We start from the raw sequence: 21483 nt of genomic DNA on the forward strand, positions 1-21483 counted from the left end.
GCGGAACACGCGCTCGCAGGATGTCCGTGCCCCGTGCCAGAGTGAGCCCGTGATCGTCCAGACCAAGGTCGTCGGTGGAAGCTCGGTGCTCGACGAGGAGCGCGTCGAGGTCCCGAGCGGCCCCTCCACGCTCCGGCAGGTGATCGAGATCCTGGTCCGGCACGAACTCGCCGGGTACACCCGTCGGCGCGGCGCGTCGCAGACCCTCCGAGTACTGACCCCGGCGGACCTCGCGACGGGGGTCGACCGCGGGTCGTACGGACGGGAGCGGCGATCGACGCCGCCTGCGCCGCCGTTCGACGTGGCGCTCGCGCGCGCCGTCGAGGCCTTCGAAGACGAGCTGTACTTCGTGTTCCTCGACGGCCGGAAGGTCGACGGGCTCGACCTTCCGCTCGAGATCGGCCCGGAATCGACCTTGCGACTCGTGCGCCTCGTCGCGCTCGCCGGGGGCTGACATGCTCTCGGCGACCGAAGCGCACGAGGAGCTCGAACGTCGTCGCGTCTCGCAGCGCGGGGCGCAGCGCATCACCGTGCGACGGGTCTTCGCTCCGCCGCTCGCCAGAGCGCTCGCCGAGGCGGTCAACGACCGCCAGTCGGATCCGGCGCCCATCGCCGCCGAACTCGACGACCTCTCATCGGCGAAGCGCGCCAAAGTCCTGCGCGCGATCAGCCCTGCCCTCGGCCACGCGCTCGCGGGGTGGTGGGACTGGGCGCGGCGGGCGCCCTACCAGACCGGGTGGACGCGGCGGGCCTACCGCTCCGCGGCCGCCGTGGACTCCCGCCCCGCCCGCTTCGAGCACCTCGCCCTGCTGCTCGACCACGCGGCCCGCTATCCCGAGCCGCTGGCCTGGCATGCGCGATGGCTCGTCCACCTCGGCGGCCATCTCCCGCTCGGCCAGGTGCTGGCGGCCGCGATCAACGACGGCGACGCCGAGGTCCGCGCCATCCTCGTCGACAGCGCCCGCGCGCGGCATCCCATCTCGGGTCCGAGCCGCCAGGGGCACATCGCGCTGCTCAGCAGCGCGGATCCCGGCGACTGGGACGTCACGGCCGACCTGCTCGCCGCCGCCGGCCGAGCCGAGGGGCTCAGGCAGACGATCCTCGAGGCGGCCGACCTCGGACACCCCTCGGCGTTCGCCCGCATCGTCGACGTGGTGCTCGATCGCGACCTGTCGCGCTTCGCGGGAACGGTGCGGGCGGCCGGAGTCTGGCTCGGCGACGACTTCGACGTGCGTCGCAGCGGCGAGCTGGCGGCGGCGCTGCGCGTCATCCGGGAACGGCTCGACCGGCCTGCCGACGCGGCCGAGCTCGTCGGGGCGGGCAGCAGCGCCGCCTACCTCGGCCTCTGGGCGTCGGCGTTCCGCGACGCACGGGCGGCGATCCCGCTCGCCTCGGCGGTGCTGCGGAGCGAGCTCGCGGGCGATCGCCTCGCGGCGGCCCGCCTGCTCGCCGACCTCGCCCTGCCCGCGGCCGGCGAGGCCCTGGTGCCGGCGCTCCGCGACGAATCGCTCGCGGTCTACGCCGCGGCGGTCTCCGCGTGGCCCATGGAGTACTGGCAGCCGAAGCAGGCGTCGCGGGGCCTCGACCCGGAGGTCCGCGCCGCCCTGCTGGACCGGGTCGCCTCGCTCGGTCGCACGCGGGAGGTCGACACCGGCGTCGTCGGTGCGCGGACCGAGAAGATCGGCGCGTCCCACGCCGCCGACGTCGTGGTGACGCACTCGCCCACGGATCGCCTCGAGCCCGAGATCCTGCGCGCCGCATCGGCCGACGGCCGGCAGCACGCGGCGCGCAGGTACGCGGCCGACCCGGTCGCGCACCGCACCGTGCTGTTCGAACTCCTCGACGACCGCTCGTCCGTGGTCCGCGGGACCGCGCAGGGCGCCCTCAGCGAGCTCGCGGAGATCACCGAGCCCGAGGCCGAGGCGCTCGAGCGGGCCCTCGCGAGGAAGACCGCGGACGTGCGCACCACCGCGCTGTCGCTGCTCGGAACCCTCCCGGCCGACCGACTGGCCGCCTCGATCTCCCGCTTGTCCGCAGGCACGGCCGAGCAGCGGAAGGCCGCGGAGGAATTGCGCGGGCAGTCCTCCAACGACGACGCGAGCGTCGACCGGATCCCCGCGTCGCTGGCCCCTCCGCCCTCGGAGCGGACGCCGGCAGCGCGCCCCGCCGCGCCGCAGTCGGAGGCCTGGCGCCGGTACCACGCTGGCTGCGCGCTGATCCACGATTCGCTCGCCGCGTGGATCGACGAGCACGCCGACGTCGAGGTGCAGACCTACCACGGCGTCGAGATGCTCGCCAACGTCCGCTGGCTGAGTCCGGCCACGGCCGGCACCCTGCCGCTCGCCGAGATCCTCGAGCCGTGGTGGGAACGCATCCTCCCGTCGCTCACCGACGGCGGGGTCGAACTCGCCCTGCTCTTCCTCGCGGATGCCGCACCGGGGGGCTGGGCCGACGAGGTGAGGCGGAAGGTTCTCGGCAGGGCGCCCCGCCTCGGCGACGGCAGCCGGATCCAGCTGCGCGGCAACCTCATCGCCGCACTGGCTGCCTACGCCTGGCGCCCGAGTTGGACCGAGACGGTGATCGACCTGCTCGACGAGGCCGCGTCGGCGCTTCCGCTGCGCTCGCTCGTCGGCCCGAAGGAGGTCATGGCACGACGCGGCATCGCGATCGCCGAGGACCGGTGGGGCGGCATCGCGCAGGTCGACGCACGCGACGCGTTCCCGGAGCTGTTCCAACGCCTGCACCGCCTGGTGGCGCCGGATTCGCTCAGCGACGACCAGCTGCGGCGCTGGTGGTCGGCCGCCCGGTTCCTCGACGAGCCCGAGGGCGCCGTCGACCGGTGGAACGGCCCCTCGGTCGAGGTCGCCCTGAGGCAGCGCTTCGGCGGTGCGAGAACCGGCGTTACCGCGCTCGTCGCCGACCAGCCGTTCCGTCTCCGTCCGGCCCCGATGCTGCTGGCGACCGCGTTCGAACGCGGCGCGGCGACCCGGGCCGACGTCGTCGACGCCCTGGTCGTGCCCACGGTCGGCGCACCGCAGTGGGGGCTGGGCCGATGGGAGGAATGGGCGGCGCTCAGGGAGCTGACGAGCCTGCGCCCCGAGCCCTGGGCCTCGGGTCCCGGGGTGCAGGCGGTCGTCGAGGAGGTGCGCCGCGCGGTCGTCGAGCACGAACGGCAGCGGGGCGACCTGCCGACCGCCTGCACCGGAACGGCGAGCGCCCTGCGCTCCGCGTACGGCGCCGAGGGCATCGTGCAGGTCCTCGCCTCGCTCGGAACGCGGCCGCTGACGCGAGGGTACGCGTGGACGGAGTCCCGGGAGAGCTCGCTCTCGCACCTCGTGCGTATCCACCACCCGCGCCCGGACGACGACCCGGAGGCGTTCGCGCGACTGGTCGCGGCGACCGACCTCGGCGAACGGCGCATCATCGAGGCCGGCGTGTACGCCCCCCAGTGGGCGCGGCTGATCGAGGCCCACCTCGGCTGGCCGGGGTACGAATCCGCCGTCTGGTGGCTTCACGCACACACCAAGGACGAGAGCTGGTCCGTCGACCGCGAGATCCGGGCCGCATGGGAGAGCGAGGTCGGCCAGCGCACCCCGCTCGACGGCACCGACCTGGTGCGGGGCGCCGCCGACGTCGCCTGGTTCCGCGCCATGCACGACGAGATCGGGGCCGAGCGCTTCGAGCAGGTGCTCCTGGCGGCGAAGTACGCCTCGACCTCCGGCGGGCACAAGCGCGCCGAGCTGTTCGCGAACGCGCTGCTCGGCCGGACGGACGAGGCCGAGCTGCTGGCGCGCATCGAGGCGAAGCGGAACCAGGACGCCGTGCGGGCACTGGGCCTGCTGCCGCTGCCGGACGGCGACACGCGGACCCTCCTGGCCCGGTACGAGCTGCTTCGCGGCTTCGTCGCCTCCGATCGCAGCTCGGGTTCGCAGCGCAGGGCCTCCGAGACGACCGCGGTCGAGGTCGGAATGGAGAACCTGGCTCGCACCGCGGGATACCGGGACCCGCAACGCCTGATCTGGGCGATGGAGGCCGCGGCGGTCGCCGACCTCGCCGATGGCGGCGCGTCGGCGACGGACGGCGATCTCGTCGTGACCCTCGACGTCGACGCGACCGGCGCCCCCCGCGTGACGGCGGCCCGCGCGGGGGCGCCGCTCAAGTCGATCCCCGCCGCGAGCCGGAAGCACCCCGAGGTCGCGGCGTTGCAGGCGCGCGCCACCTCGCTGCGGAAGCAGGCGAGCCGGATGCGTCGCTCGCTCGAGGACGCCTGCATCCTGGGCGACGTGTTCGACCGCGGCGAGCTCGATGCGCTGGCGGCGCACCCGATCCTGTCGCCGATGCTCTCGTCGCTGGTCCTGGTCGACTCGGAGGGGGTGGCCGGCTTCCTCTCGGACGAGGGCGCGTCGTTCACCGGGCCGGACGGCGCGAAGCGGAGGATCGCCGGCGGGGTGCGAGTGGCCCATCCCGTCGACCTCCTCGCCAGCGGCGAGTGGCCGGACTTCCAGCACGTCCTGATGTCGACGGGGGTGCGCCAGCCGTTCAAGCAGGCGTTCCGCGAGCTCTACACGCCGAGCGCGGGCGAACGCGACGAGGCCGGCACGTCATCGCGCCGCTACGCCGGACACCAGCTCGACGCCAGGCGCGCGGGCGGCATCTTCGCGTCCCGCGGGTGGATCTCTGACTTCCAGGCCGGCTTCTCGCGGACGTTCCACCGGGAGAAGCTGACCGTCTGGTGCCGGGTCTCCACGGGCTGGGGAACCCCGGCGGAGGTCGAGGACGCGACCGTCGACGACGTCACCTTCCATCCGGCGGGCGACTGGCTGCCGATGAAGCTCGACGACGTTCCCCCGCGCGTGTTCTCCGAGGCGATGCGCGACCTCGACCTGGTGGTGTCGGTCGCCCACGCGAGCGGAATCGATCCGGAGGCGTCCGAGTCCTCCGTCGAGATGCGGGGCCGGCTCGTGGACGAGACCGCCCAGCTGCTCGGCCTGTCGAACGTCGAGGTCGGCGGCCACCACGCGAGGGTCAAGGGCAAGCTCGGCACGTACACGATCCACCTCGGCTCCGGGGTGGTGCACCGGGTGCCGGGGAACGCGGTGTGCATCGTGCCGGTGAGTGCGCAGCATCGCGGGCGCGTGTTCCTGCCGTTCGCCGACGACGACCCGCGGACCGCGGAGATCGTGGCGAAGGCGGTGCTGCTCGCACGCGACGACCGGATCACCGACCCCACGATCGTGGAGCAGCTGGTCCGGCCGGGCCATCCGCTCGCCTGATCCCCGCCGACGTCCGGAATGCGGGCACAGCGGGCGCACGGCGTCCCGGCGTAGCGTCGGACCATGGTCACGACGCAGGACATGATCGAACGTCAGCAGCCCCTCGAGACCGGGTTCGGCTACCGGACCACCGCGTCGGAGGTGATCGCGGGATCCGACCTCGCGGGGCGGCGCGCGATCGTCACGGGCGGCTACTCCGGTCTCGGGCTCGAGACCGTGCGGGCGCTGGCGGATGCCGGCGTGCACGTCCTGGTGCCGGCACGCCGGCCCGACGCGGCGTCGGCCGCGCTCGCCGGCGTCGACCGCGTCGAGGTGCGGGAGCTCGACCTCGGCGACCTCGACTCGGTCGCCGCGTTCACCGCGGGCGTCCGCGAGGAGGGGGCACCGGTCGACCTCGTGGTCAACGTCGCCGGGGTCATGGCCCCGCCGGAACGTCGCACGCCGCAGGGCTGGGAACTGCAGTTCGGCACGAACCACCTCGGCCACTTCGCCCTGGTCGGCGGCATCGCCGACCTGCTCGCCGACGGCGCCCGCGTGATCTCCTACTCGTCGACCGGCCACTACCGGTCCCCCGTCCGCTTCGACGACGTGAACTTCGAGACCACCCCCTACGACCCGTGGATCGCCTACGGGCAGTCGAAGACGGCGAACGCGCTGTTCGCGGTGGGGATCGATGCCCGCGGCGCCGACCGGGGCATCCACGCGTACTCGGTGCATCCGGGCGGGATCCTCACCGACCTGCAGCGTCACATGCCCCGCGAGGAGCTCGTCGCCCGGCAGTGGATGGACGAGGAGGGCAATCCGAACCCCCTGTTCAAGACGCCCGCCGAGGGGGCCTCGACCGGGCTCTGGGCGGCGACCGCGCCCGAACTGGTCGATCGCGGCGGCGTGTACTGCGAGGACTGCGCGATCAAGGGCGTCGTGCCGGCCGACCACGCCGACCTGCGCAGCGGCGGCGTCAAGGAGTGGGCGATCGACGTCCCGTCGGCGGAGCGACTGTGGGAGGTGTCGGTGACGGCGACGGGCCTCGACCCGCTCGCGTGATCCAGCGGGGATCCAGTTCGCCCGCCTAGCCTGACCCGGGCCGCGCCGACGCGCGGACCCATCCGACGATCGAACGGAGTTCCCCCATGCGCGCCCTCACCCACTCGACCTTCGGCGATCCCCGCTCCGTGCTCCAGGTCGACGAGCGCCCCATGCCCGAGCCCGGCCCGGGCCAGGTCCGCATCCGCACCCTGCTCGCGACCATCCACAACCACGACCTGTCGACGGTCCGCGGCACGTACGGGTTCAAGCCCGAGCTGCCCGCGCCCGCGGGCACGGAGGCGGTCGGCATCGTCGACGCGCTCGGCGACGGCGTGACCGGGCTCGCCGTGGGCCAGCGCGTCGCCAGCGGCGGCGCGTTCGGGTCGTGGGCGGAGTACTTCACGGCGAGCGCGGGCGGGCTCGTCCCGGTGCCCGACGGCCTGCCCGACGAGGTCGCGGCCCAGCTCGTGTCGATGCCGTTCAGCGCCGTCAGCCTGATGCACTCGCTCGACCTCCGGGCCGGTGACTGGATGGTGCAGAACGCCGCGAACGGCGCGGTCGGTCGCATGGTCGCGCAGATCGGCGCCGCACGCGGCGTCAACGTGGTCGGCCTGGTGCGCCGCGCCGAGGGCGTCGCCGAACTCCGCGACCAGGGCATCGCGAACGTGGTGGCGACCGATGACGACGGATGGCGCGACGAGGTCGCCGCCCTCACCGACGGTGCGCCGATCACCGTCGGAGTCGACTCCGTCGGCGGCGACAGCGCGGGCGACCTGACGTCGCTGCTCGCGGAGAACGGCACGACGGTGGTGTTCGGCGCGATGGGCTCGCCCGAACTGCGGATCCCGTCAGGAGACGTGATCTTCAAGCAGCTCACCATCCGCGGATTCTGGGGCAGCCGGGTGACCCGCGACATGGATGGCGAGACGCGGGCGATGCTGTTCGGCCAGCTGATGGGCCACGTGCTCGCCGGCGAGCTCACCCTGCCGGTCGCCGGCACGTACGCGTTCGACGACATCGCCGAGGCCGTCGCCGCGAGCATGACGCCGGGCCGGGTCGGCAAGGTGCTGCTGCGCCCGTAGCGCGGCGGATCACGCCGGCGCGTCGAGCCCCATCAGGGTGAGCAGCTCCCAGGCGGTGTGCGCGGCCGCGAGGCCCGTGATGCCGGCGTGGTCGTAGGCGGGCGCGACCTCGACCACGTCGCCGCCGACGATCTCGAGGCCGCGCAGCGCGCGGAGCACCGCGAAGAGCTCGCGCGTCGTGATGCCCGCGACCTCCGGCGTGCCGGTGCCCGGCGCCTGCGACGGGTCGAGCACGTCGATGTCGATCGACACGTAGACCGGTCCGGTGCCGACGCGGCGCCGGACCTGCTCGGCGAGGTCCTCCGTCGTTCGGCGCCCGAACTCCTCGCTGCGGATGATCTCGAATCCCGCCCGGCGGTCGTCGTCGAACTCCTCGGGCCCGTAGACGCCGCTGCGGATGCCGACGTGCTGGCAGCGCCCCAGGTCGAGCAGGCCCTCCTCAGCGGCGCGGCGGAACGGCGAACCGTGCCAGATGCTCGCCCCGTGGAGGACGTCCCACGTGTCGAGGTGCGCGTCGAAGTGGATCACCGCGAGCGGGCCGTGCGCCGCGCCGGCCGCGCGGAGCAGCGGCAGGGCGACGGTATGGTCGCCGCCGAGGGCGAGCACCTTCGTCCCGGCGCCGACGAGTCGCGCGGCCGCGGCGTGGATCCGCTCGACGGCCCGGTCGATGTCGTACGGCCCCACCGCGACGTCGCCCGCGTCGACGACCTGCCGGTCGCGGAACGGGTAGACGGCGTGCGCCTGGTGGTACGGATGCAACTGCCGGGAGTGCTCGCGGATGTGCGCCGGGCCGAACCGTGCGCCCGGGCGGAAGCTCGTCCCGGAGTCGAACGGGATCCCGAGGACCGCGAGGTCGGCGTGCTCGACCTCCTCGAGGCGCGGGAGCAGCGCGAAGGTCGCGATCCCGCCGTAGCGCGGCATCTCGGGGTCGTCGCGCTGCCCGATGGGGCCGTGGTCGTCCGTCACGATCGCCTCTCCTCAGTCCATCGGCCGCGCGGACCAGCCCTGCGCGGCATCCGTCGTCTCGAATCCGCCGCGGGCGACGCGGAAGCCGACGTCGCCGTGGCGGGTGCGGGGCGGTGCGCCGCGCCGGGTCGAGGCGCGGGCGCTCCATGCGTCGTCGGCGAACCCGCCGCCGCGGATCACCCGCTCGCCGCTGTCGCCCGCGGGGTCGAGCAGGTCCCAGCACCACTCCCACACGTTGCCGAGCATGTCGAACAGTCCGTTGAGGTTGGGCAGCCTGCCGCCGACGTCCTGCGGCACGCTCACCCCGTCGGCGCTCGTCCACGCGACCTCGCGCAGCGGTCCGTAGTGCGGCCCGGTCGAGCCGGCGCGGCACGCGAACTCCCACTCCGCCTCGGTCGGCAGGCGGAACCCGTCGGCGTCGACGTGCCACGTGACGTCCTCGCCGTCGAAGCCGTACGCGGGGTCGAGCCCCTCCCACTCCGACGCGGCGTTGCAGAAGCGGATGGCGCGGAGCCAGCTCACGTCGATCGCTGGCCGCCGCGGGCGCGGATGGGAGGCCGTCTCGCCCAGCAGCTCGGCGAGCTGCTCCTGCGTCACCGGGAAGACGCCGATCTCGAGCGGCTCGAGCTCGACGGTCCGCCGCAGGCCGCGGCGCGCGTCGTGGAGCGCGAGCGTTCCGCCGTCGACGCGGGCGAGTTCGAGGTCCGGCATCGCGGCAGTATCGCACGCGGGAGGGTGCGCAGGCCGAGCGCGCCATCCCCCGTCGGCGGCGGGATGCCGCAGACTGGAGGCATGTGGCGATTCCTCAAGGCGGTCAAGAACGGCGAGCACCGCGTCGCACCCATGACCTGGGCCGCGGCGATCGCGGCGGTCGTCTACACGATCTCGCCGGTCGACCTGATCCCCGAACTCGTGCTCGGCCCGCTGGGCTTCGCGGACGACCTCGGCATGTGGGGCATCCTCGCCGCGCTCCTGGTACGCGAGCAGCGTCGCTGGCAGGACGCGGTCGACTCGCAGCGGTGACGACGCGGCCATCGGAATTCCGATGGCGGGCATCGATGCCGCGGTTGGCCGAGCGCCCCGCGGCATCCGTAGCTTCGAAGCGTTCATCGGACCGGAACGCAACGAGGAGGACACGATGACGGAGAAGCGCGTACTGCTGGTGCTCACCAGCCACGACGACCTGGGCGGCATCCGCAAGACCGGGTACTACGTCGGCGAGGCGGCGCACCCGTGGAAGGAGTTCACGGAGGCCGGCTTCGGCGTCGACGTCGCCTCGATCGCCGGCGGCGTCCCGCCGCAGGACGGTCGCGACGAGTCCGACGAGGTCCAGAACGCGTTCCTCGCCGACCCGTCGATCGCCGCGCAGCTGGCCGACACCCCGAAGCTCGCGGACGTCGACGCGGCGCGGTACGACGCAGTGCTCTTCGTGGGCGGCCACGGCGCCATGTGGGACTTCCCGGACGACGACGCGGTGAATGCGATCGGCCGGAGCGTGTACGAGCGCGGCGGCGTGGTCTCGGCCGTGTGCCACGGGCCCGCAGCCCTGCTCGGCATCACCCTCGCCGACGGCACCCCGCTCGTCTCCGGCAAGCGCGTCGCCGGGTTCACCAACGCCGAGGAGGCGGCGGTCGGACTCACCGACGTCGTGCCCTTCCTGCTCGCCGACGAGCTCCGGGCGAAGGGCGCCGCGCACGTGCCCGGACCCGACTTCACCGACCAGGTGATCGTCGACGAGCGGCTCGTGACCGGACAGAACCCGCAGTCGGCGACGCGCGTCGGCCGCGAGGTCGTCGCGCTGCTCGCGGCGTGACGGAAGCCCGAGGAGGAACCATGGCCTACGTCTGCACCGCACTCTGGGTGGCGCGCGACGGCGAAGCCGGCACGGTCCGAGACTTGGTGCGCGAGCTCGTCGCCGCGAGCCGGGCCGAGCCCGGCAACCTCGCGTACCACGCGGCCGAGTCGAACGACGAGCCCGGCACGTTCCGGCTCTTCGAGGTCTACGCCGACGAGGCCGCGTTCGAGGCGCACGCGGCATCCGACCACTTCAGGCGGCTCGCGCTCGACGGCGCGGTCCCGCTCCTCGAGCACCGCGAACGGGCCTTCAGCACCCTCGTCGAGCTGTGAACCCCGCCCGGCGACGAGGGGTCACGGGCGCAGCATCGCATGCAGTCGCTGCGCTGCGGCCTCCGTCGCCGGGTTCGCGCCCGGCCTCGACCGTCGCCGGGCCAGGTACACCGTGTTGAGCGGCGGATCCTCCGGATCGACCGGGTCGATCAGCCGCCCGGCGTCGAGGTACGGCTCGGCGAGGTAGGTCGGCAGCACGGTCATCCCGACGCCGGCCGCCGCCAGGTCGGCGAGGACCCGCAGGTCGGGCACCGTCGCGACCACGCGCAGCCCCGTCGGGCGCCGGTCGAACACGGAGCGCCAGTACCGGCGGATGATCGGCAGCTGCTCGCCGTACGCGACCACCGGCACGGCGTCGGGGTCCTCGCGGAACCGGTCGAGGAGCACCGGCGGCACGGCGAGCACGAACCGCTCGTCGAACAGCGGCGCGAACTCGATGCCCCTGATCCGCGGCTGCACGGTGCTCACGACGAGGTCGAGCTCCGACGCCTCGAGCGCCCCGAGCAGTTCGGGGGTCTCGCCGAACCGCACGCGCAGGTCGAGGTCGGGCTCGGCCCACTCCCGCAGTCGCGGCAGCACGACGGTCGACAGGAACTCGGCGGGCCCCCCGAGGAAGACGGTGTGCTCCGACGCGGCCGGACCGGTCGCGTCGACGACGGCCTCGACCGCGGCATCCATCGTCGGGCCGACGCGGGCGAGCAGCGCCCTGCCCCGGCTCGTCGGCGTCACCCCGCGCGACGTGCGCTCGAAGACGCGATAGCCAAGCTCGCGTTCGAGCGCCTGCAGCTGCGCCGACACCGTCGACTGGGTGAGCCCGAGCTCGTCGGCTCCGCCGGTGACCGATCCGGCGCGGGCCACGGCCACGAAGGTCGCGAGGGCGTCGAGCGAGGTCTTCCTCATCGGTCGAACTCTACGCCGGGTCGAGCACGCGCCCCGCGTACGGCAGAATGACGCGATGGAGCATTCCCTCCCCGACGACGCGGTGCGGTCCCGGTTCACCGGCCTCAGTGCCTTCCCCCTCACCCCCCTCCGCGACGATGCGATCGACGAAGCGGCGTTCGCCAGCCTCGTCGCCCGGCTCGCCGCGTCGGGGGTCGACTCGATCACCGCGCTCGGCTCGGCCGGATCGGCGCCGTACCTCTCCCGTGAGGAGCGCGCGCGGGCGGCGCGCCTCGCGATCGAGCACGCGGGCGACGTGCCCGTGTTCGTGGGCATCGGCGCACTGCGCACCAGCCACGTGCAGGCGCTCGCGGAGGACGCGCAGGAGGCGGGCGCCGCGGGCCTCCTGCTCGCCCCGCTCCAGTACCAGGCGCTCACCGCCGACGACGTGTTCGGCCTCTACGAGGACGTCACCCGCGACCTGTCGGTTCCGCTCATCGTCTACGACAACCCGGGCACGACGCACTTCGTCTTCGACGACGAGCTCTACGGCCGTGTCGCGGCGCTGCCGAACGTGGCGTCGATGAAGATCCCGCCCGTTCCGGGCGGCCCCGGCGCCGTCTCGGCGCGGGTCTCCACCATCCGCTCGCTGCTGCCCGACCACGTCACGATCGGCATCTCCGGCGACATCTTCGCCGCGAGGGGCCTCGTCGCGGGCTGCGATGCCTGGTACTCGGTCATCGCGGGCGTGCTGCCCGAGACCGCGCTCGCGATCATGCGGGCCGTCCAGGCATCGGATGCCGCCGGCGCACGCGATGCCTCCGACGCGCTCGCGCCGCTGTGGGCGCTGTTCGCACGGCACGGCAGCGTGCGCGTGGCCGCCGCGATCGCGGAGCACCTCGGCCTCGTCGGCCCCTCCTGCCTGCCGCTGCCCATCCGCGGGCTCGACGACGACGACCGCGCCGCCGTGGTCTCGGTGATGGAACAGGTCGGGATCGACGCGGGCTAGAGCCCGACGCTGCGTGCCCGCAGGTCGTCGGCGAAGGCCCGCCGCAGCTCGTCGTCGACGACGAGGTCGGCGGCCGCGATCGAGTCGAGCACCGACTCCGCCCGCGTGGAGCCGACGACGGGCCAGGCGCCGGGCATCGCGTCGAACATCGCGGCGAGCGCGGCACGGTGCACCGAGACGCCGCGTCGCATCGCGAGGGAGGCCACGCGCGGGATGTGCGTCGCGAGCGGGCCCGAGCGGAGGCCCCCGAACGGCGCGTACGCGAGGAACGGGATGCCCGCGTCGACGCAGTGGCGGTACTCGGCGGCCCGGTCGAGGCCGAACGCGAAGCGGTTCTCGACGGCGTCGAGCGTCGTGATCGCGCGGGCGGCCTCGAGCATCTCGACGGTGGCGTTCGACAGCCCGATGGCCTCGACGATCCCGTCGTCGCGCAGCGCCGCGAGCTCGCGCACCGATGCGTCGAGGTCGTCGACGCGGTCGGCGCGGTGCAGGAGCAGCAGCGACGGCGGCGCACCGAGCACCTCGCGGCTGCGGATGGCGTCGGCGCGGATGCGCTCGGGGCTGCCGTCGACGTCCCAGGCGGCGCGGCCGAGCCGGAACTGGCCGGCCTTGGTGATGATCGGGAGGCCGGGCGACAGGGCGCGCGCCGTCTGCGCGATGCGTTCGCCCGCGGCGTCGTCGTCGACGGTGGCGTAGGCGCGCGCCGTGTCGATCGCGACCACGCCGCCCTCCACGGCGGCCCGGACGACGGCGAGCGCGCCGTCGATCGTGGCGTCCTCCTTGAGCACGAGCGAGGCCACTCCGAGCACGACGCCGCGCTCGGGGAGCGTGAAGCGGGTCACGGCGGACCTCCCGCGGTCGGAGGGACGTTGACACCGTTCACGGTAGTGGATGACGGCACCGCCGCTTCGACATCGTGGCGTGTCATCCGCTCGCGACTGGACACCGTGGCACCGGGTCGGCTGATGCGGCTGAAGTAGTGTCGGCGCGCTCGACAACGGCGACGAACAGGATCCACCATGACCACTTCGACGGCTCCCGCGGCGGCTCGCGCCTCGGCCCATCCCACCAAGCTCCGGCGCTCCCTCGGCCTCTGGGCCATCGTGGGCCTCGGCCTCGGCTACATGACCCCGATGACGGTGTTCGACACCTTCGGCTACGTCTCCGAGGAGAGCGGCGGCGTCGTGCCGCTGGCCTACCTGTTCGCCCTCGTGGTGATGCTGTTCACCGCGATCAGCTACGGCCGGATGACGCGGGTCTACCCGTCCGCCGGGTCGGCATACACCTACGCGTCCGAGACGATCCACCCGAACGCCGGCTTCCTCGTCGGCTGGACGGCGCTGCTGGACTACCTGCTGCTGCCGCTCGTGAACGCGCTGCTCGTGCGCCAGTACCTCGAGTCGTTCTTCCCCGAGGTGCCCGGCTGGATCTGGGTCGTCGGCTACGTCGCCCTCATCACCCTGCTCAACCTCTGGAGCATCTCGTCGACGTCGCGCGTCAACGGCACGCTCGTCGTGTTCCAGGTCGTCCTGATGGCGATCTTCGTGCTCCTCGCGTTCGGCGCGCTCCAGCAGGGCGCCGGCAACGGCACCGCGTTCAGCATCGAGCCGCTGTACCACGCCAACGTGCAGATCGCGACGGTCATCAGCGCGGCCACGATCGTGTGCTTCTCGTTCATCGGCTTCGACGCCATCACGATGTACACCGAGGAGGCGAAGGACAAGAACACGGTGCCGAAGGCGATCGTGCTGTCGCTGCTCATCGGCGGCGTGATCTTCTTCACCGCCGGATGGTTCGCCCAGTCGCTCTTCCCCGTGACGGAGGGCTTCACCGAGGGCACGGCGCTGCCCGAGATCGCCTACTCGGTCGGCGGCATGCTCTTCCAGATCTTCTTCGTCTCGGCGGCCATCGCCGCGGCGGCCGCGTCGAGCCTCTCCTCGCACGCGAGCGTCTCGCGCATGATCTACGTGATGGGCCGCAACAGCGACGGGCCCATCGCGCGCCGCCTCTCGTACGTGCACCCGCGGTTCCGCACCCCGGCCGTCGCGGTCGTGCTCGTCGGCGTCGTGTCGCTCGGCGCGGCGGTCGCCGACCTCGACTTCGTCTTCTCGCTGATCAACTTCGGCGCGCTCATCGCGTTCACGGTGGTGAACCTCGCGGTGATCCTGCACTTCGCCGTGCGCCGCCGCGAGGTGAAGACCGCCTGGCAGGTCGTGCGCAACGTCGTGCTGCCCCTCATCGGCGTCGTGCTCACGGTGGTGCTGTGGCTCAACGTGAGCAGCGAGGCGATGACCTACGGCCTCATCTGGCTCGCGGTCGGGTTCGTCGCCCTGCTGGTGATGACCCGCCTGTTCCGTCGCGGCCTGCGGATGTCGCTGCAGGAGGACGAGGTCATCGCCGAGGGCGACGAGGGCGCCGACGCGCTCCTCGAGGAGGACCGCACGCGCCTCGCGGCCGGCGAGTAGCACTGCCCGACGGCGCCGCCCGGTCTGATGCCGGGCGGCGCCGTCGTGCGTGCGGTCGCCTCGAGCTCCCGAGGCTCACGCCGGGATGGCGCCGATGCGCGGTCGGGGCGACGTGCCGCGAGCCCGTGCGTGGCGTTCGCGGTACCGCCCGATGCCGATGATGGCCACCCCGAGCAGCAGGAACGCGAACAGGATGCCGCCGATGTAGGCGAAGGACGATCCGTATCCGGCGATGTGCGGGTCGAGGAAGCCGTACGGGTACCACCAGGTCGCGCTCCCGTCGGGGTTCGGCACGAGCTCGCCGCGGATCATCGTGTACGTCGTCCAGACCAGCGGATAGCCCACGATGACACCCAACGACCACCACGGCAGTCCCCGGCGCCGGGTCGCGAACAGCAGGTCGACCACGAAGTACGCGGGCAGCACGACGTGCAGCGACTCGGTCGCCCACGTGTCGAGGTTCGCGACCCAGAGCGGGTCGGTCGCCGCGATCGCCGGCGGGTCGCCGCGCAGCAGGACGTTGAAGACGACCCCGAGCATGATCACCGGACCGGTGACGGCGGCGAGCGCCATGGCGATCCCGACCGGCTCGGGCGAGCGGCCCGGATGACGCCGCACCCATCGCGCCGCGACGGTGAGGACGACGATGCTGAGGATCGACGAGACGATCGTGAACATGCTGAAGTAGTTCGCCAGCACGAGCCCGAGATCCTGGCCGTCGCGCAGCGCGCGATCGATGTTCACCAGCAGGCCGGCGACGACACCGGATGCTGCGACGATCGCGGCGGCGATCCTGAACCAAACCCAACGCATGAGACCCCCCAGTTCCACTGCGATTCGATCGGGCTGAGGAGGTTGTAGCGCCGAACCGACCGCGGCCGCTCGAAGATTGGCTGAAGGGTGAAGAAACCTCAACAAATCGGCGACCGCTGTTGACGGAAGCGCCAAACCACGCCCGGATCGCCTACGACGGCCACGCGGATGCTGCGGCTTCACCGACCCGGGAGTACCGTTCGCACCGAGCGATCGTCGTGGCCCGTCGGACGCCGCGCGCTCGCTCCCGACGAAGGGGAAGGGCAGATGCCGAAGTACCTCGTGCTGTACCGGGCCGACGTGAGCGCCGAAGCGCAGATGGAGCAGTCCGCCGAGGAGGGCCAGGCGGAGATGCAGGAGTGGATGGCATGGGGCGGCAGGGTCGGCGACGCCCTCGTCGACTTCGGCACTCCCCTCGGCAACGGCAGGGCCGTGGGCGCATCCGGCACCGGGCCCTCGTCGTCGGATGTCGCCGGCTACTCGCTCGTCGACGCCGCGGACGCCGACGCGGCGGCGGCGCTCATGGAGGGCCACCCGCACCTCAAGGTCGGCACGATCGAGGTGCTCGAAGCGCTCGAACTGCCGGGCATGTAGCCGCGGAGGAGGTGGCAACCGGACGGCGCGCCCGCCGCCCGGCCGATACCCCCCGTTCGGGTCGATGTTCAGGGATTTGAACGCGCGACCCGTTCCGAGGGCGTGCGGAGGTCCATACCGTCGAATGGACGGCCGGCTCGGCATGGGGCTCGCCGATGGACTCAGAGAGCAGAACCACTTCCATGAAACGAACCATGAAGCGCGCCGGTATGACCACCGCGGGCGCCCTCCTCACGATCGCCGCCGTCTTCGGCAGCAGCCTCGCGGCCCACGCCGACAACATCCAGGACTCGATCGAGGCGTCGGATGCCCCGCTTTCGCTCGTCGCCGGCAGCGCGACGACGCAGAGCGCCGGCATCCGCCTGATCGGGAACAGCTCCGGAGGAGACCCCGACGCCGGATGCAACATCGACGCCGGGGAAGCGCCCCTCAAGCTCGACATCGTCACCCCCGCGGGCATCACGGCGAACCCCGATCCCCTCGAGATCACCGCCTGCGGCGTCTACTTCAACGTCACGTTCTCCGCCGCGCTGAACGCGGAGAGCGGCAACGCGACCGCGACGATCATCTCGGGACCCGCCGGCGGCGGGCTCTACACCAATCAGGTGTCCATCCCGATCACGGTGACCCAGCCCCAGCCGACCAACACGAAGCCGACCGTCACGGTGCAGGGCGTCTCGGCGCAGAGCTACGAGATCGGCTCGGTGCCGGTCGCTACGTGTTCGGTCACCGACGCGGAGGACGGCCCGAGCTCCTTCCCGGCCGTCCTCTCCGACACGCTGGTGCACAATATCGGCACGCAGACCGCCACCTGCGACTACACCGATCAGGGCGGGCTCGCCGCCGACACGGCCGCCGTCGAGTACACCGTCGTCGATACGGGCGACCCGACGATCGACTACGTGCTCGACCCCGCCACGCCGAACGGCGACAACGGATGGTACGTGACCCCGGTCTACGTGGACTTCACCTGCGACGACGGCACCGGTTCGGGCATCGAGTCGTGCGGCCCCGACACCACCGTGAGCACGGACGGCGACGGCCAGAACCCGCCCGTCGTCGGCACCGCCGTCGACTGGGCCGGCAACACCGCCAGTGCCACGGTCACCGGCCTGAAGATCGACCAGACGGCTCCGACGGTCGGGTTCGCGGGCTCGTTCGGCTCGTCGTACTACTTCGGCCAGGTGCCCGCCGCCCCCGGCTGCGACGCCTCCGACGCGACGTCCGGTCTCGCCTCCCCGTGTGAGGTGTCGGGGTACAGCACCGCGGTCGGCTCGCACACGCTGACCGCGACGGCGACCGACAACGCCGGCAACGAGTCCACGGCGACGCTGTCGTACACGGTGCTCGCGTGGAGCCTCAGCGGCTTCTTCAGCCCGGTCGACATGGGCGGCACGTGGAACACCGTGAAGGGCGGCAGCACCGTGCCACTGAAGTTCCGGGTGTTCGCCGGCGCGACCGAGCTGACCGACACCGCGGCGATCGACCGCTTCACCGCCACGCCGGTCGCCTGCCCGGGCGCGAACGCGGCGTTGGACGCGATCGAGTTCACTACCACCGGTGGCACCGCACTGCGCTACGACACCACGGGCGGCCAGTTCATCCAGAACTGGCAGACCCCGAAGAAGCCCGGCGCCTGCTACCGCGTCACGATGACGACCGATGACGGGTCGAGCATCAGCGCGAACTTCCTGCTGAAGTAGCGCGCCGCGACATCCCCCTCGAGGGGCCCCGGACCTCGGCCCGGGGCCCCTCACCCGTCTTCGAGCAGGCGGAAGGCGCTCTCCCGGTCGCGCACCGAGAGCTTCCGCAGCACGGATGACACGTGGACGCGCACCGTCGTCGGCGACAGGAAGAGCCGCGCGGCGACCTCGTCCGTCCCGAGCCCCTGCCGCAGCAGGTCCATGACCTCCCATTCGCGCGTGCTCAGCTTCGCCGCCGCGGCCGAACCGCGGCCGAACCGGCGACGCGCGGGGCCCCGGAACTCGTCGAGGATCCGGGCGACGAGTGTCGGTGGCATCGCCGCCTCACCGGCCAGCACGCCCCGCAGGGTGTCCGCGAGCGACTGCGGCGGCGCGTCCTTGAGCAGGTACCCGGCCGCCCCCGCGCGCAACGAGTCGAACAGGTCGTCGTCCTCGCGCGACGCGGTGAGCATCACGATCGCGGTGGAGGGGGCGACCCGGCTGATCTCGTCGGCCGCGCGGATGCCGTTGCCCGGCATGTGGATGTCGAGGAGCGCGACGTCGGGACGCTCGCGGACCACGAGCTCCACGGCCTCGTCGGCCGTCGCCGCCTCCCCCACCACGCGGCATCCGCCCGCCTCGAGCCCGCGGCGCACGATGGAGCGCATCGCCGCATGGTCGTCGGCGAGCGCTGTCGTGATCGACTCGGCTACCACGACACCGTCACCGTCGTTCCCTCACCGGGTGCGGACTCGATGCGCAGCGTGCCGGGCAGCCCCGCCGCCCGGTCGCGCATGCTGACCAGCCCGTACCCTCCTCCGCCGCCCGGGGGGACGTCGAACCCGACCCCGTCGTCGTGGACGGTGAGCCGGCGCTCGCCGTCGGCATCGCCGAGGTGCACCCGCACGATCCGGGCTCGCCCGTGCCGCACGGCGTTGACCACCGCCTCGCGCATGATGCGCACGAGGGCGTGGCGCTGGTCGCGATCGGCGCCGATCGAGTCGTCGACGTCGACCTCGAGGTGTACGTCGTAGCGTCCCGCGAGTTCGCGCGCGGCGCGGTGCAGCACGTAGCCGAGCGGCTCGTCGTCGACGCTGCCCAGCGCGTTCACCGCCGCGCGGGCCTCGTCGAGCGCCCGCGCCGCGGCATCCGAGATCTGCCGCTTCGCCTCGACCTCGGCCGGCAGGGTCGACGACTCGGCGCGGATGTAGGCGAGTTCCTGCATGACCCCATCATGCAGCTCGCGCGCGAGACGGCGGCGGTCCTCGACGACGGCGGCCTCGGTTTGCGCGCTCCAGTAGAGCTGCAGCTCGCGGAGCGCGCCGACGAGGAGGAGCACGTAGCAGGCCGTGCGAAGTAGGTCGCCCGTGTAGAGCCAGTCGGTGTACAGCGACGGGTACAGCAGGTAGTTGAGGCGCGCGAATCCCGCGAGCGTGCAGGCGGGGGCGAGCCAGCGGAGCAGTTCGTCGTGCCGCCGCGCGGCCTGCCGCGCCACGATGACCGACGCGACCAGGAACGCGAGCGCACCGACGGCCTGCCCGACGAGCAGCGCCGGATGCCCGGCGAGGACGGGCGCGACCGCGGGGTCGCCCGACAGGTCCTCCTCGAGGGCGGTCGGCAGCCCCCGCTCCTCCGCCGCCCACAGCACCCAGCCGGCGATGGCGATGAACGCGATCGGAGCGGTCAGCGACCAGTGGCGCAGCGACGTGGTCGCGCGACGATCGCCCGCGAGCGCGGCGGCGAGCACCACGAGCGCCCCCACCACCCGCACGGTGAACGGGAGCCAGATGTTCAACCGCCCGTCGCGGACGCCGAGCACGTCCTCGGTGAGGTAGGTGACGACCAAGCCGGCCAGGCCGAGGAGGATGAGGCCCTCGCACAGGAGCCAGTCCTGCAGCCGGTGCCGCCGGAGGAAGCGGTTGTGCAGCAGGTACGCCACGAACAAGGCCACGCAGGTGTCGACCGAGTCGAGCACGAGGTGCAGCGACCGGTTGGGGAACCCGAAGACGACGACGGGACTCCAGAGCAGCGTGGCGGTGACGATGATGCAGAACGCCCAGGTGGCGATCGTCAGCGCCGACCACGAGCGCGGATGCCACGGGGCCGCCCCCGGAGGCGTTCTCGCGCCCTTCCGGACCGGGCTCGTCGACCCGGACCGCGAGGTCGGCGTGCCGACATCCTCACTCACGAACGCATCCCCCCGGTTGGTCCGCGCGGCGTCCGCACCGCATCGTTGGGCCGAGTCTACTGAGGCTCGAGTCGCACTCGGCCCTCGTTCTGGGTGGAACGGGATCGCTCAGCCGTCCGATGCGCCCGGATACACTCACATCATGCGGATCACCGCGTTGGGCCGGTTCGTGTACGCCGCGCAATGGATCGCCGCGATCCTCCTCATCGTCTTCATCGTCATCGGGCGGGTGCTCGTCGGTTCGTCCGCCGGGTTCTTCATGTTCGCCGGATGGATCTACGGTCTGCCCGCCTTGCTGATCCTCCTCCTGCCCCCACTGATCACGCGGTACGACCAGCGAGCGCGGACGACGCGTTGCGTCGGACCGGCCTACGCCGCCTCATCTCTCGTCCTCTGGGCGGCACTCCTGATCGTGGGGCTGGCGTTACCCGACGGCGGCTTCGGGAATGTCGAACAGGAATCGGCACTGAGCGCGTGGACGGGGTTGCGGCTCAATGGATCCTTCGCCGTACTGAACTGGGCGATTCTGGTGGCGTTCGCGGCTTGGATCGCGCAGCTCGTGATCGCCCTCGCCAGTTCGAACACGGCCCGACGCGAGACGACCGCCGAGGCCGGTGGCATCGCCGCCGGGCAGCAGGAGGACGGCATGCCGTCAGGCGACGGCTCTGAAGGGGTCCAGCGATCCGAGCTGAAGATCGACGGCGACCTCGCGACGGGCTCGGGCCGGCAGGTCGACGGCCCGGCGGGCGACCCTGGTCGCGCCTGGCTCCTCGGCGGTTGGCTCTTGGTCGGCGCGGCCGTAGCGGACCTCCTCGCGGCGACGCTGCTCCCCGCGCTCGGCGTCATCGTCGTCGGCCCGGTGCTGTTCGGCGTCGCCCTGCTCGTCTTCGCGAACGGCATCCGAGGTGCCGGCAGCATCACGCGGCGTCAGCCGCTCGGCACCTGGGCGCTGATACTGCTCGCTGCCTGGAGCATCGCCGGCCCCTTGGCTTGGCGCCTCTTTCCGGTGAGCGCCCTGACCGAGGAGCAGCTTCAGCTGCTTGCCGGCATCGACACGCTGATCGGCCTGACCCTGGCCGTCATCGCGAGCATCGAGGTCGCCCGCGCGCGGATCGTGCCGTCGCCGTGGAATTGGGCGCCGATGTGGGCCTTGGCCGCCGTCTTCGTCGTGTCGTTGGCGATGATCCTCGCGGCGTTCGGAGGGATGTCGTCCTCGGAGCGGGTTCCGCTGCTGGCCGCCCTCACGCAACCCGTGGGCCCGGTGCTCTGGGCGGCGACCGCGTTCCTGGGTGTGACGGCGATCGTCCTCACCCTCAGGCACGGTGCCCATTCGAGCACCCGCGGGGATGAGGCGCAGTCGACCCTCACGCCCTGAACGG

General features: G+C 72.6%; 19 protein-coding genes. 12 read left to right on the plus strand and 7 right to left on the minus strand.

The features are described 5' to 3' along the window. The first annotated feature begins 49 nt into the window (after nucleotides 1-49). From ACUY4T_RS03390 to ACUY4T_RS03405, 4 genes are all read left to right on the plus strand, one after another. On the plus strand, nucleotides 50-454 hold the full coding sequence (locus ACUY4T_RS03390) for a hypothetical protein (RefSeq protein ID WP_446017496.1): 405 nt from the start codon (nucleotides 50-52) through the stop codon (nucleotides 452-454). A 1-nt stretch (nucleotide 455) separates the two neighbouring features. Beyond that, nucleotides 456-5273: a DUF5724 domain-containing protein gene (locus ACUY4T_RS03395; RefSeq protein ID WP_446017497.1), complete on the plus strand. Its 4818-nt coding sequence runs from the start codon at nucleotides 456-458 to the stop codon at nucleotides 5271-5273. Nucleotides 5274-5336: 63 nt separating this feature from the next. Beyond that, a complete protein-coding gene (locus ACUY4T_RS03400; protein WP_446017498.1) occupies nucleotides 5337-6317 on the plus strand; it encodes an oxidoreductase in 981 nt (326 codons plus the stop codon). 86 nt (nucleotides 6318-6403) lie between these two features. Beyond that, nucleotides 6404-7381, plus strand: coding sequence for a zinc-binding dehydrogenase (locus ACUY4T_RS03405; RefSeq protein ID WP_446017499.1), 978 nt, complete (start codon nucleotides 6404-6406; stop codon nucleotides 7379-7381). A 9-nt stretch (nucleotides 7382-7390) separates the two neighbouring features. Here the strand turns inward: ACUY4T_RS03405 and speB are convergent, their stop codons facing one another. Further along, nucleotides 7391-8347, minus strand: coding sequence for an agmatinase (speB, locus tag ACUY4T_RS03410; protein WP_446017500.1), 957 nt, complete (start codon nucleotides 8345-8347; stop codon nucleotides 7391-7393). Between the two features lie 12 nt (nucleotides 8348-8359). Continuing rightward, on the minus strand, nucleotides 8360-9058 hold the full coding sequence (locus tag ACUY4T_RS03415; RefSeq protein ID WP_446017501.1) for a formylglycine-generating enzyme family protein: 699 nt from the start codon (nucleotides 9056-9058) through the stop codon (nucleotides 8360-8362). Between the two features lie 81 nt (nucleotides 9059-9139). Between ACUY4T_RS03415 and ACUY4T_RS03420 the strand changes: the two genes are divergently transcribed. The 3 genes from ACUY4T_RS03420 to ACUY4T_RS03430 all read left to right on the plus strand — a co-directional run bounded on the left by ACUY4T_RS03420 (nucleotide 9140) and on the right by ACUY4T_RS03430 (nucleotide 10474). Further along, a complete protein-coding gene (locus ACUY4T_RS03420) occupies nucleotides 9140-9370 on the plus strand; it encodes a YkvA family protein (protein ID WP_446017502.1) in 231 nt (76 codons plus the stop codon). A 115-nt stretch (nucleotides 9371-9485) separates the two neighbouring features. Then, nucleotides 9486-10160, plus strand: coding sequence for a type 1 glutamine amidotransferase domain-containing protein (locus tag ACUY4T_RS03425; protein ID WP_446017503.1), 675 nt, complete (start codon nucleotides 9486-9488; stop codon nucleotides 10158-10160). A gap of 20 nt (nucleotides 10161-10180) precedes the next feature. Beyond that, complete coding sequence (locus tag ACUY4T_RS03430) at nucleotides 10181-10474, plus strand: putative quinol monooxygenase (RefSeq protein WP_446017504.1); 294 nt, start codon at nucleotides 10181-10183, stop codon at nucleotides 10472-10474. A 21-nt stretch (nucleotides 10475-10495) separates the two neighbouring features. Here ACUY4T_RS03430 and ACUY4T_RS03435 read toward each other — a convergent pair whose 3' ends face one another. Beyond that, complete coding sequence (locus ACUY4T_RS03435) at nucleotides 10496-11374, minus strand: LysR family transcriptional regulator (protein WP_446017505.1); 879 nt, start codon at nucleotides 11372-11374, stop codon at nucleotides 10496-10498. Nucleotides 11375-11429: 55 nt separating this feature from the next. Between ACUY4T_RS03435 and ACUY4T_RS03440 the strand changes: the two genes are divergently transcribed. Beyond that, nucleotides 11430-12362: a dihydrodipicolinate synthase family protein gene (locus ACUY4T_RS03440; RefSeq protein ID WP_446017506.1), complete on the plus strand. Its 933-nt coding sequence runs from the start codon at nucleotides 11430-11432 to the stop codon at nucleotides 12360-12362. Here ACUY4T_RS03440 and ACUY4T_RS03445 read toward each other — a convergent pair. Then, the gene (locus ACUY4T_RS03445) at nucleotides 12359-13204 is read right to left on the minus strand and encodes an aldo/keto reductase (protein ID WP_446017507.1); all 846 of its coding nucleotides are present in this window, start codon (nucleotides 13202-13204) and stop codon (nucleotides 12359-12361) included. The genes ACUY4T_RS03440 and ACUY4T_RS03445 overlap by 4 nt on opposite strands. Nucleotides 13205-13381: 177 nt before the next feature. On the opposite strand from ACUY4T_RS03445, the gene ACUY4T_RS03450 reads away from it, so the two are divergent. Beyond that, on the plus strand, nucleotides 13382-14827 hold the full coding sequence (locus tag ACUY4T_RS03450; RefSeq protein ID WP_446017508.1) for an APC family permease: 1446 nt from the start codon (nucleotides 13382-13384) through the stop codon (nucleotides 14825-14827). Between the two features lie 75 nt (nucleotides 14828-14902). Here ACUY4T_RS03450 and ACUY4T_RS03455 read toward each other — a convergent pair whose 3' ends face one another. Continuing rightward, on the minus strand, nucleotides 14903-15640 hold the full coding sequence (locus ACUY4T_RS03455) for a Pr6Pr family membrane protein (RefSeq protein ID WP_446017509.1): 738 nt from the start codon (nucleotides 15638-15640) through the stop codon (nucleotides 14903-14905). A gap of 267 nt (nucleotides 15641-15907) precedes the next feature. Here ACUY4T_RS03455 and ACUY4T_RS03460 point away from each other — a divergent pair, with 267 nt between their 5' ends. Both ACUY4T_RS03460 and ACUY4T_RS03465 read left to right on the plus strand, forming a co-directional pair. After that, nucleotides 15908-16234 carry a YciI family protein gene (locus ACUY4T_RS03460; protein WP_446017510.1) on the plus strand — a complete coding sequence of 109 codons (327 nt, stop codon included), beginning with the start codon at nucleotides 15908-15910 and terminating at the stop codon, nucleotides 16232-16234. Nucleotides 16235-16428: 194 nt separating this feature from the next. Next, on the plus strand, nucleotides 16429-17937 hold the full coding sequence (locus ACUY4T_RS03465; RefSeq protein ID WP_446017511.1) for a PxKF domain-containing protein: 1509 nt from the start codon (nucleotides 16429-16431) through the stop codon (nucleotides 17935-17937). 50 nt (nucleotides 17938-17987) lie between these two features. Here ACUY4T_RS03465 and ACUY4T_RS03470 read toward each other — a convergent pair whose 3' ends face one another. Beyond that, on the minus strand, nucleotides 17988-18632 hold the full coding sequence (locus tag ACUY4T_RS03470) for a response regulator (protein WP_446017512.1): 645 nt from the start codon (nucleotides 18630-18632) through the stop codon (nucleotides 17988-17990). Beyond that, entirely contained in the window at nucleotides 18626-20104 is a 1479-nt protein-coding gene (locus tag ACUY4T_RS03475; protein WP_446017513.1) for a sensor histidine kinase, read from the minus strand. The genes ACUY4T_RS03470 and ACUY4T_RS03475 overlap by 7 nt, the downstream gene beginning before the upstream one ends. 142 nt (nucleotides 20105-20246) lie before the next feature. Between ACUY4T_RS03475 and ACUY4T_RS03480 the strand changes: the two genes are divergently transcribed. Continuing rightward, nucleotides 20247-21479, plus strand: coding sequence for a hypothetical protein (locus ACUY4T_RS03480; protein WP_446017514.1), 1233 nt, complete (start codon nucleotides 20247-20249; stop codon nucleotides 21477-21479). Nucleotides 21480-21483: the final 4 nt, after the last annotated feature.

Source organism: Agromyces arachidis (assembly GCF_052805135.1).

Bases quoted from the DNA above. Each gene is read 5' to 3' on its own strand.
- ACUY4T_RS03395 (WP_446017497.1), top strand. From the start codon at position 456: ATGCTCTCGGCGACCGAAGCGCACGAGGAGCTCGAACGTCGTCGCGTC.
- ACUY4T_RS03400 (WP_446017498.1), top strand. From the start codon at position 5,337: ATGGTCACGACGCAGGACATGATCGAACGTCAGCAGCCCCTCGAGACC.
- ACUY4T_RS03405 (WP_446017499.1), top strand. From the start codon at position 6,404: ATGCGCGCCCTCACCCACTCGACCTTCGGCGATCCCCGCTCCGTGCTC.
- ACUY4T_RS03415 (WP_446017501.1), bottom strand. From the start codon at position 9,058: ATGCCGGACCTCGAACTCGCCCGCGTCGACGGCGGAACGCTCGCGCTC.
- ACUY4T_RS03420 (WP_446017502.1), top strand. From the start codon at position 9,140: ATGTGGCGATTCCTCAAGGCGGTCAAGAACGGCGAGCACCGCGTCGCA.
- ACUY4T_RS03425 (WP_446017503.1), top strand. From the start codon at position 9,486: ATGACGGAGAAGCGCGTACTGCTGGTGCTCACCAGCCACGACGACCTG.
- ACUY4T_RS03430 (WP_446017504.1), top strand. From the start codon at position 10,181: ATGGCCTACGTCTGCACCGCACTCTGGGTGGCGCGCGACGGCGAAGCC.
- ACUY4T_RS03435 (WP_446017505.1), bottom strand. From the start codon at position 11,374: ATGAGGAAGACCTCGCTCGACGCCCTCGCGACCTTCGTGGCCGTGGCC.
- ACUY4T_RS03440 (WP_446017506.1), top strand. From the start codon at position 11,430: ATGGAGCATTCCCTCCCCGACGACGCGGTGCGGTCCCGGTTCACCGGC.
- ACUY4T_RS03450 (WP_446017508.1), top strand. From the start codon at position 13,382: ATGACCACTTCGACGGCTCCCGCGGCGGCTCGCGCCTCGGCCCATCCC.
- ACUY4T_RS03455 (WP_446017509.1), bottom strand. From the start codon at position 15,640: ATGCGTTGGGTTTGGTTCAGGATCGCCGCCGCGATCGTCGCAGCATCC.
- ACUY4T_RS03460 (WP_446017510.1), top strand. From the start codon at position 15,908: ATGCCGAAGTACCTCGTGCTGTACCGGGCCGACGTGAGCGCCGAAGCG.
- ACUY4T_RS03465 (WP_446017511.1), top strand. From the start codon at position 16,429: ATGAAGCGCGCCGGTATGACCACCGCGGGCGCCCTCCTCACGATCGCC.
- ACUY4T_RS03480 (WP_446017514.1), top strand. From the start codon at position 20,247: ATGCGGATCACCGCGTTGGGCCGGTTCGTGTACGCCGCGCAATGGATC.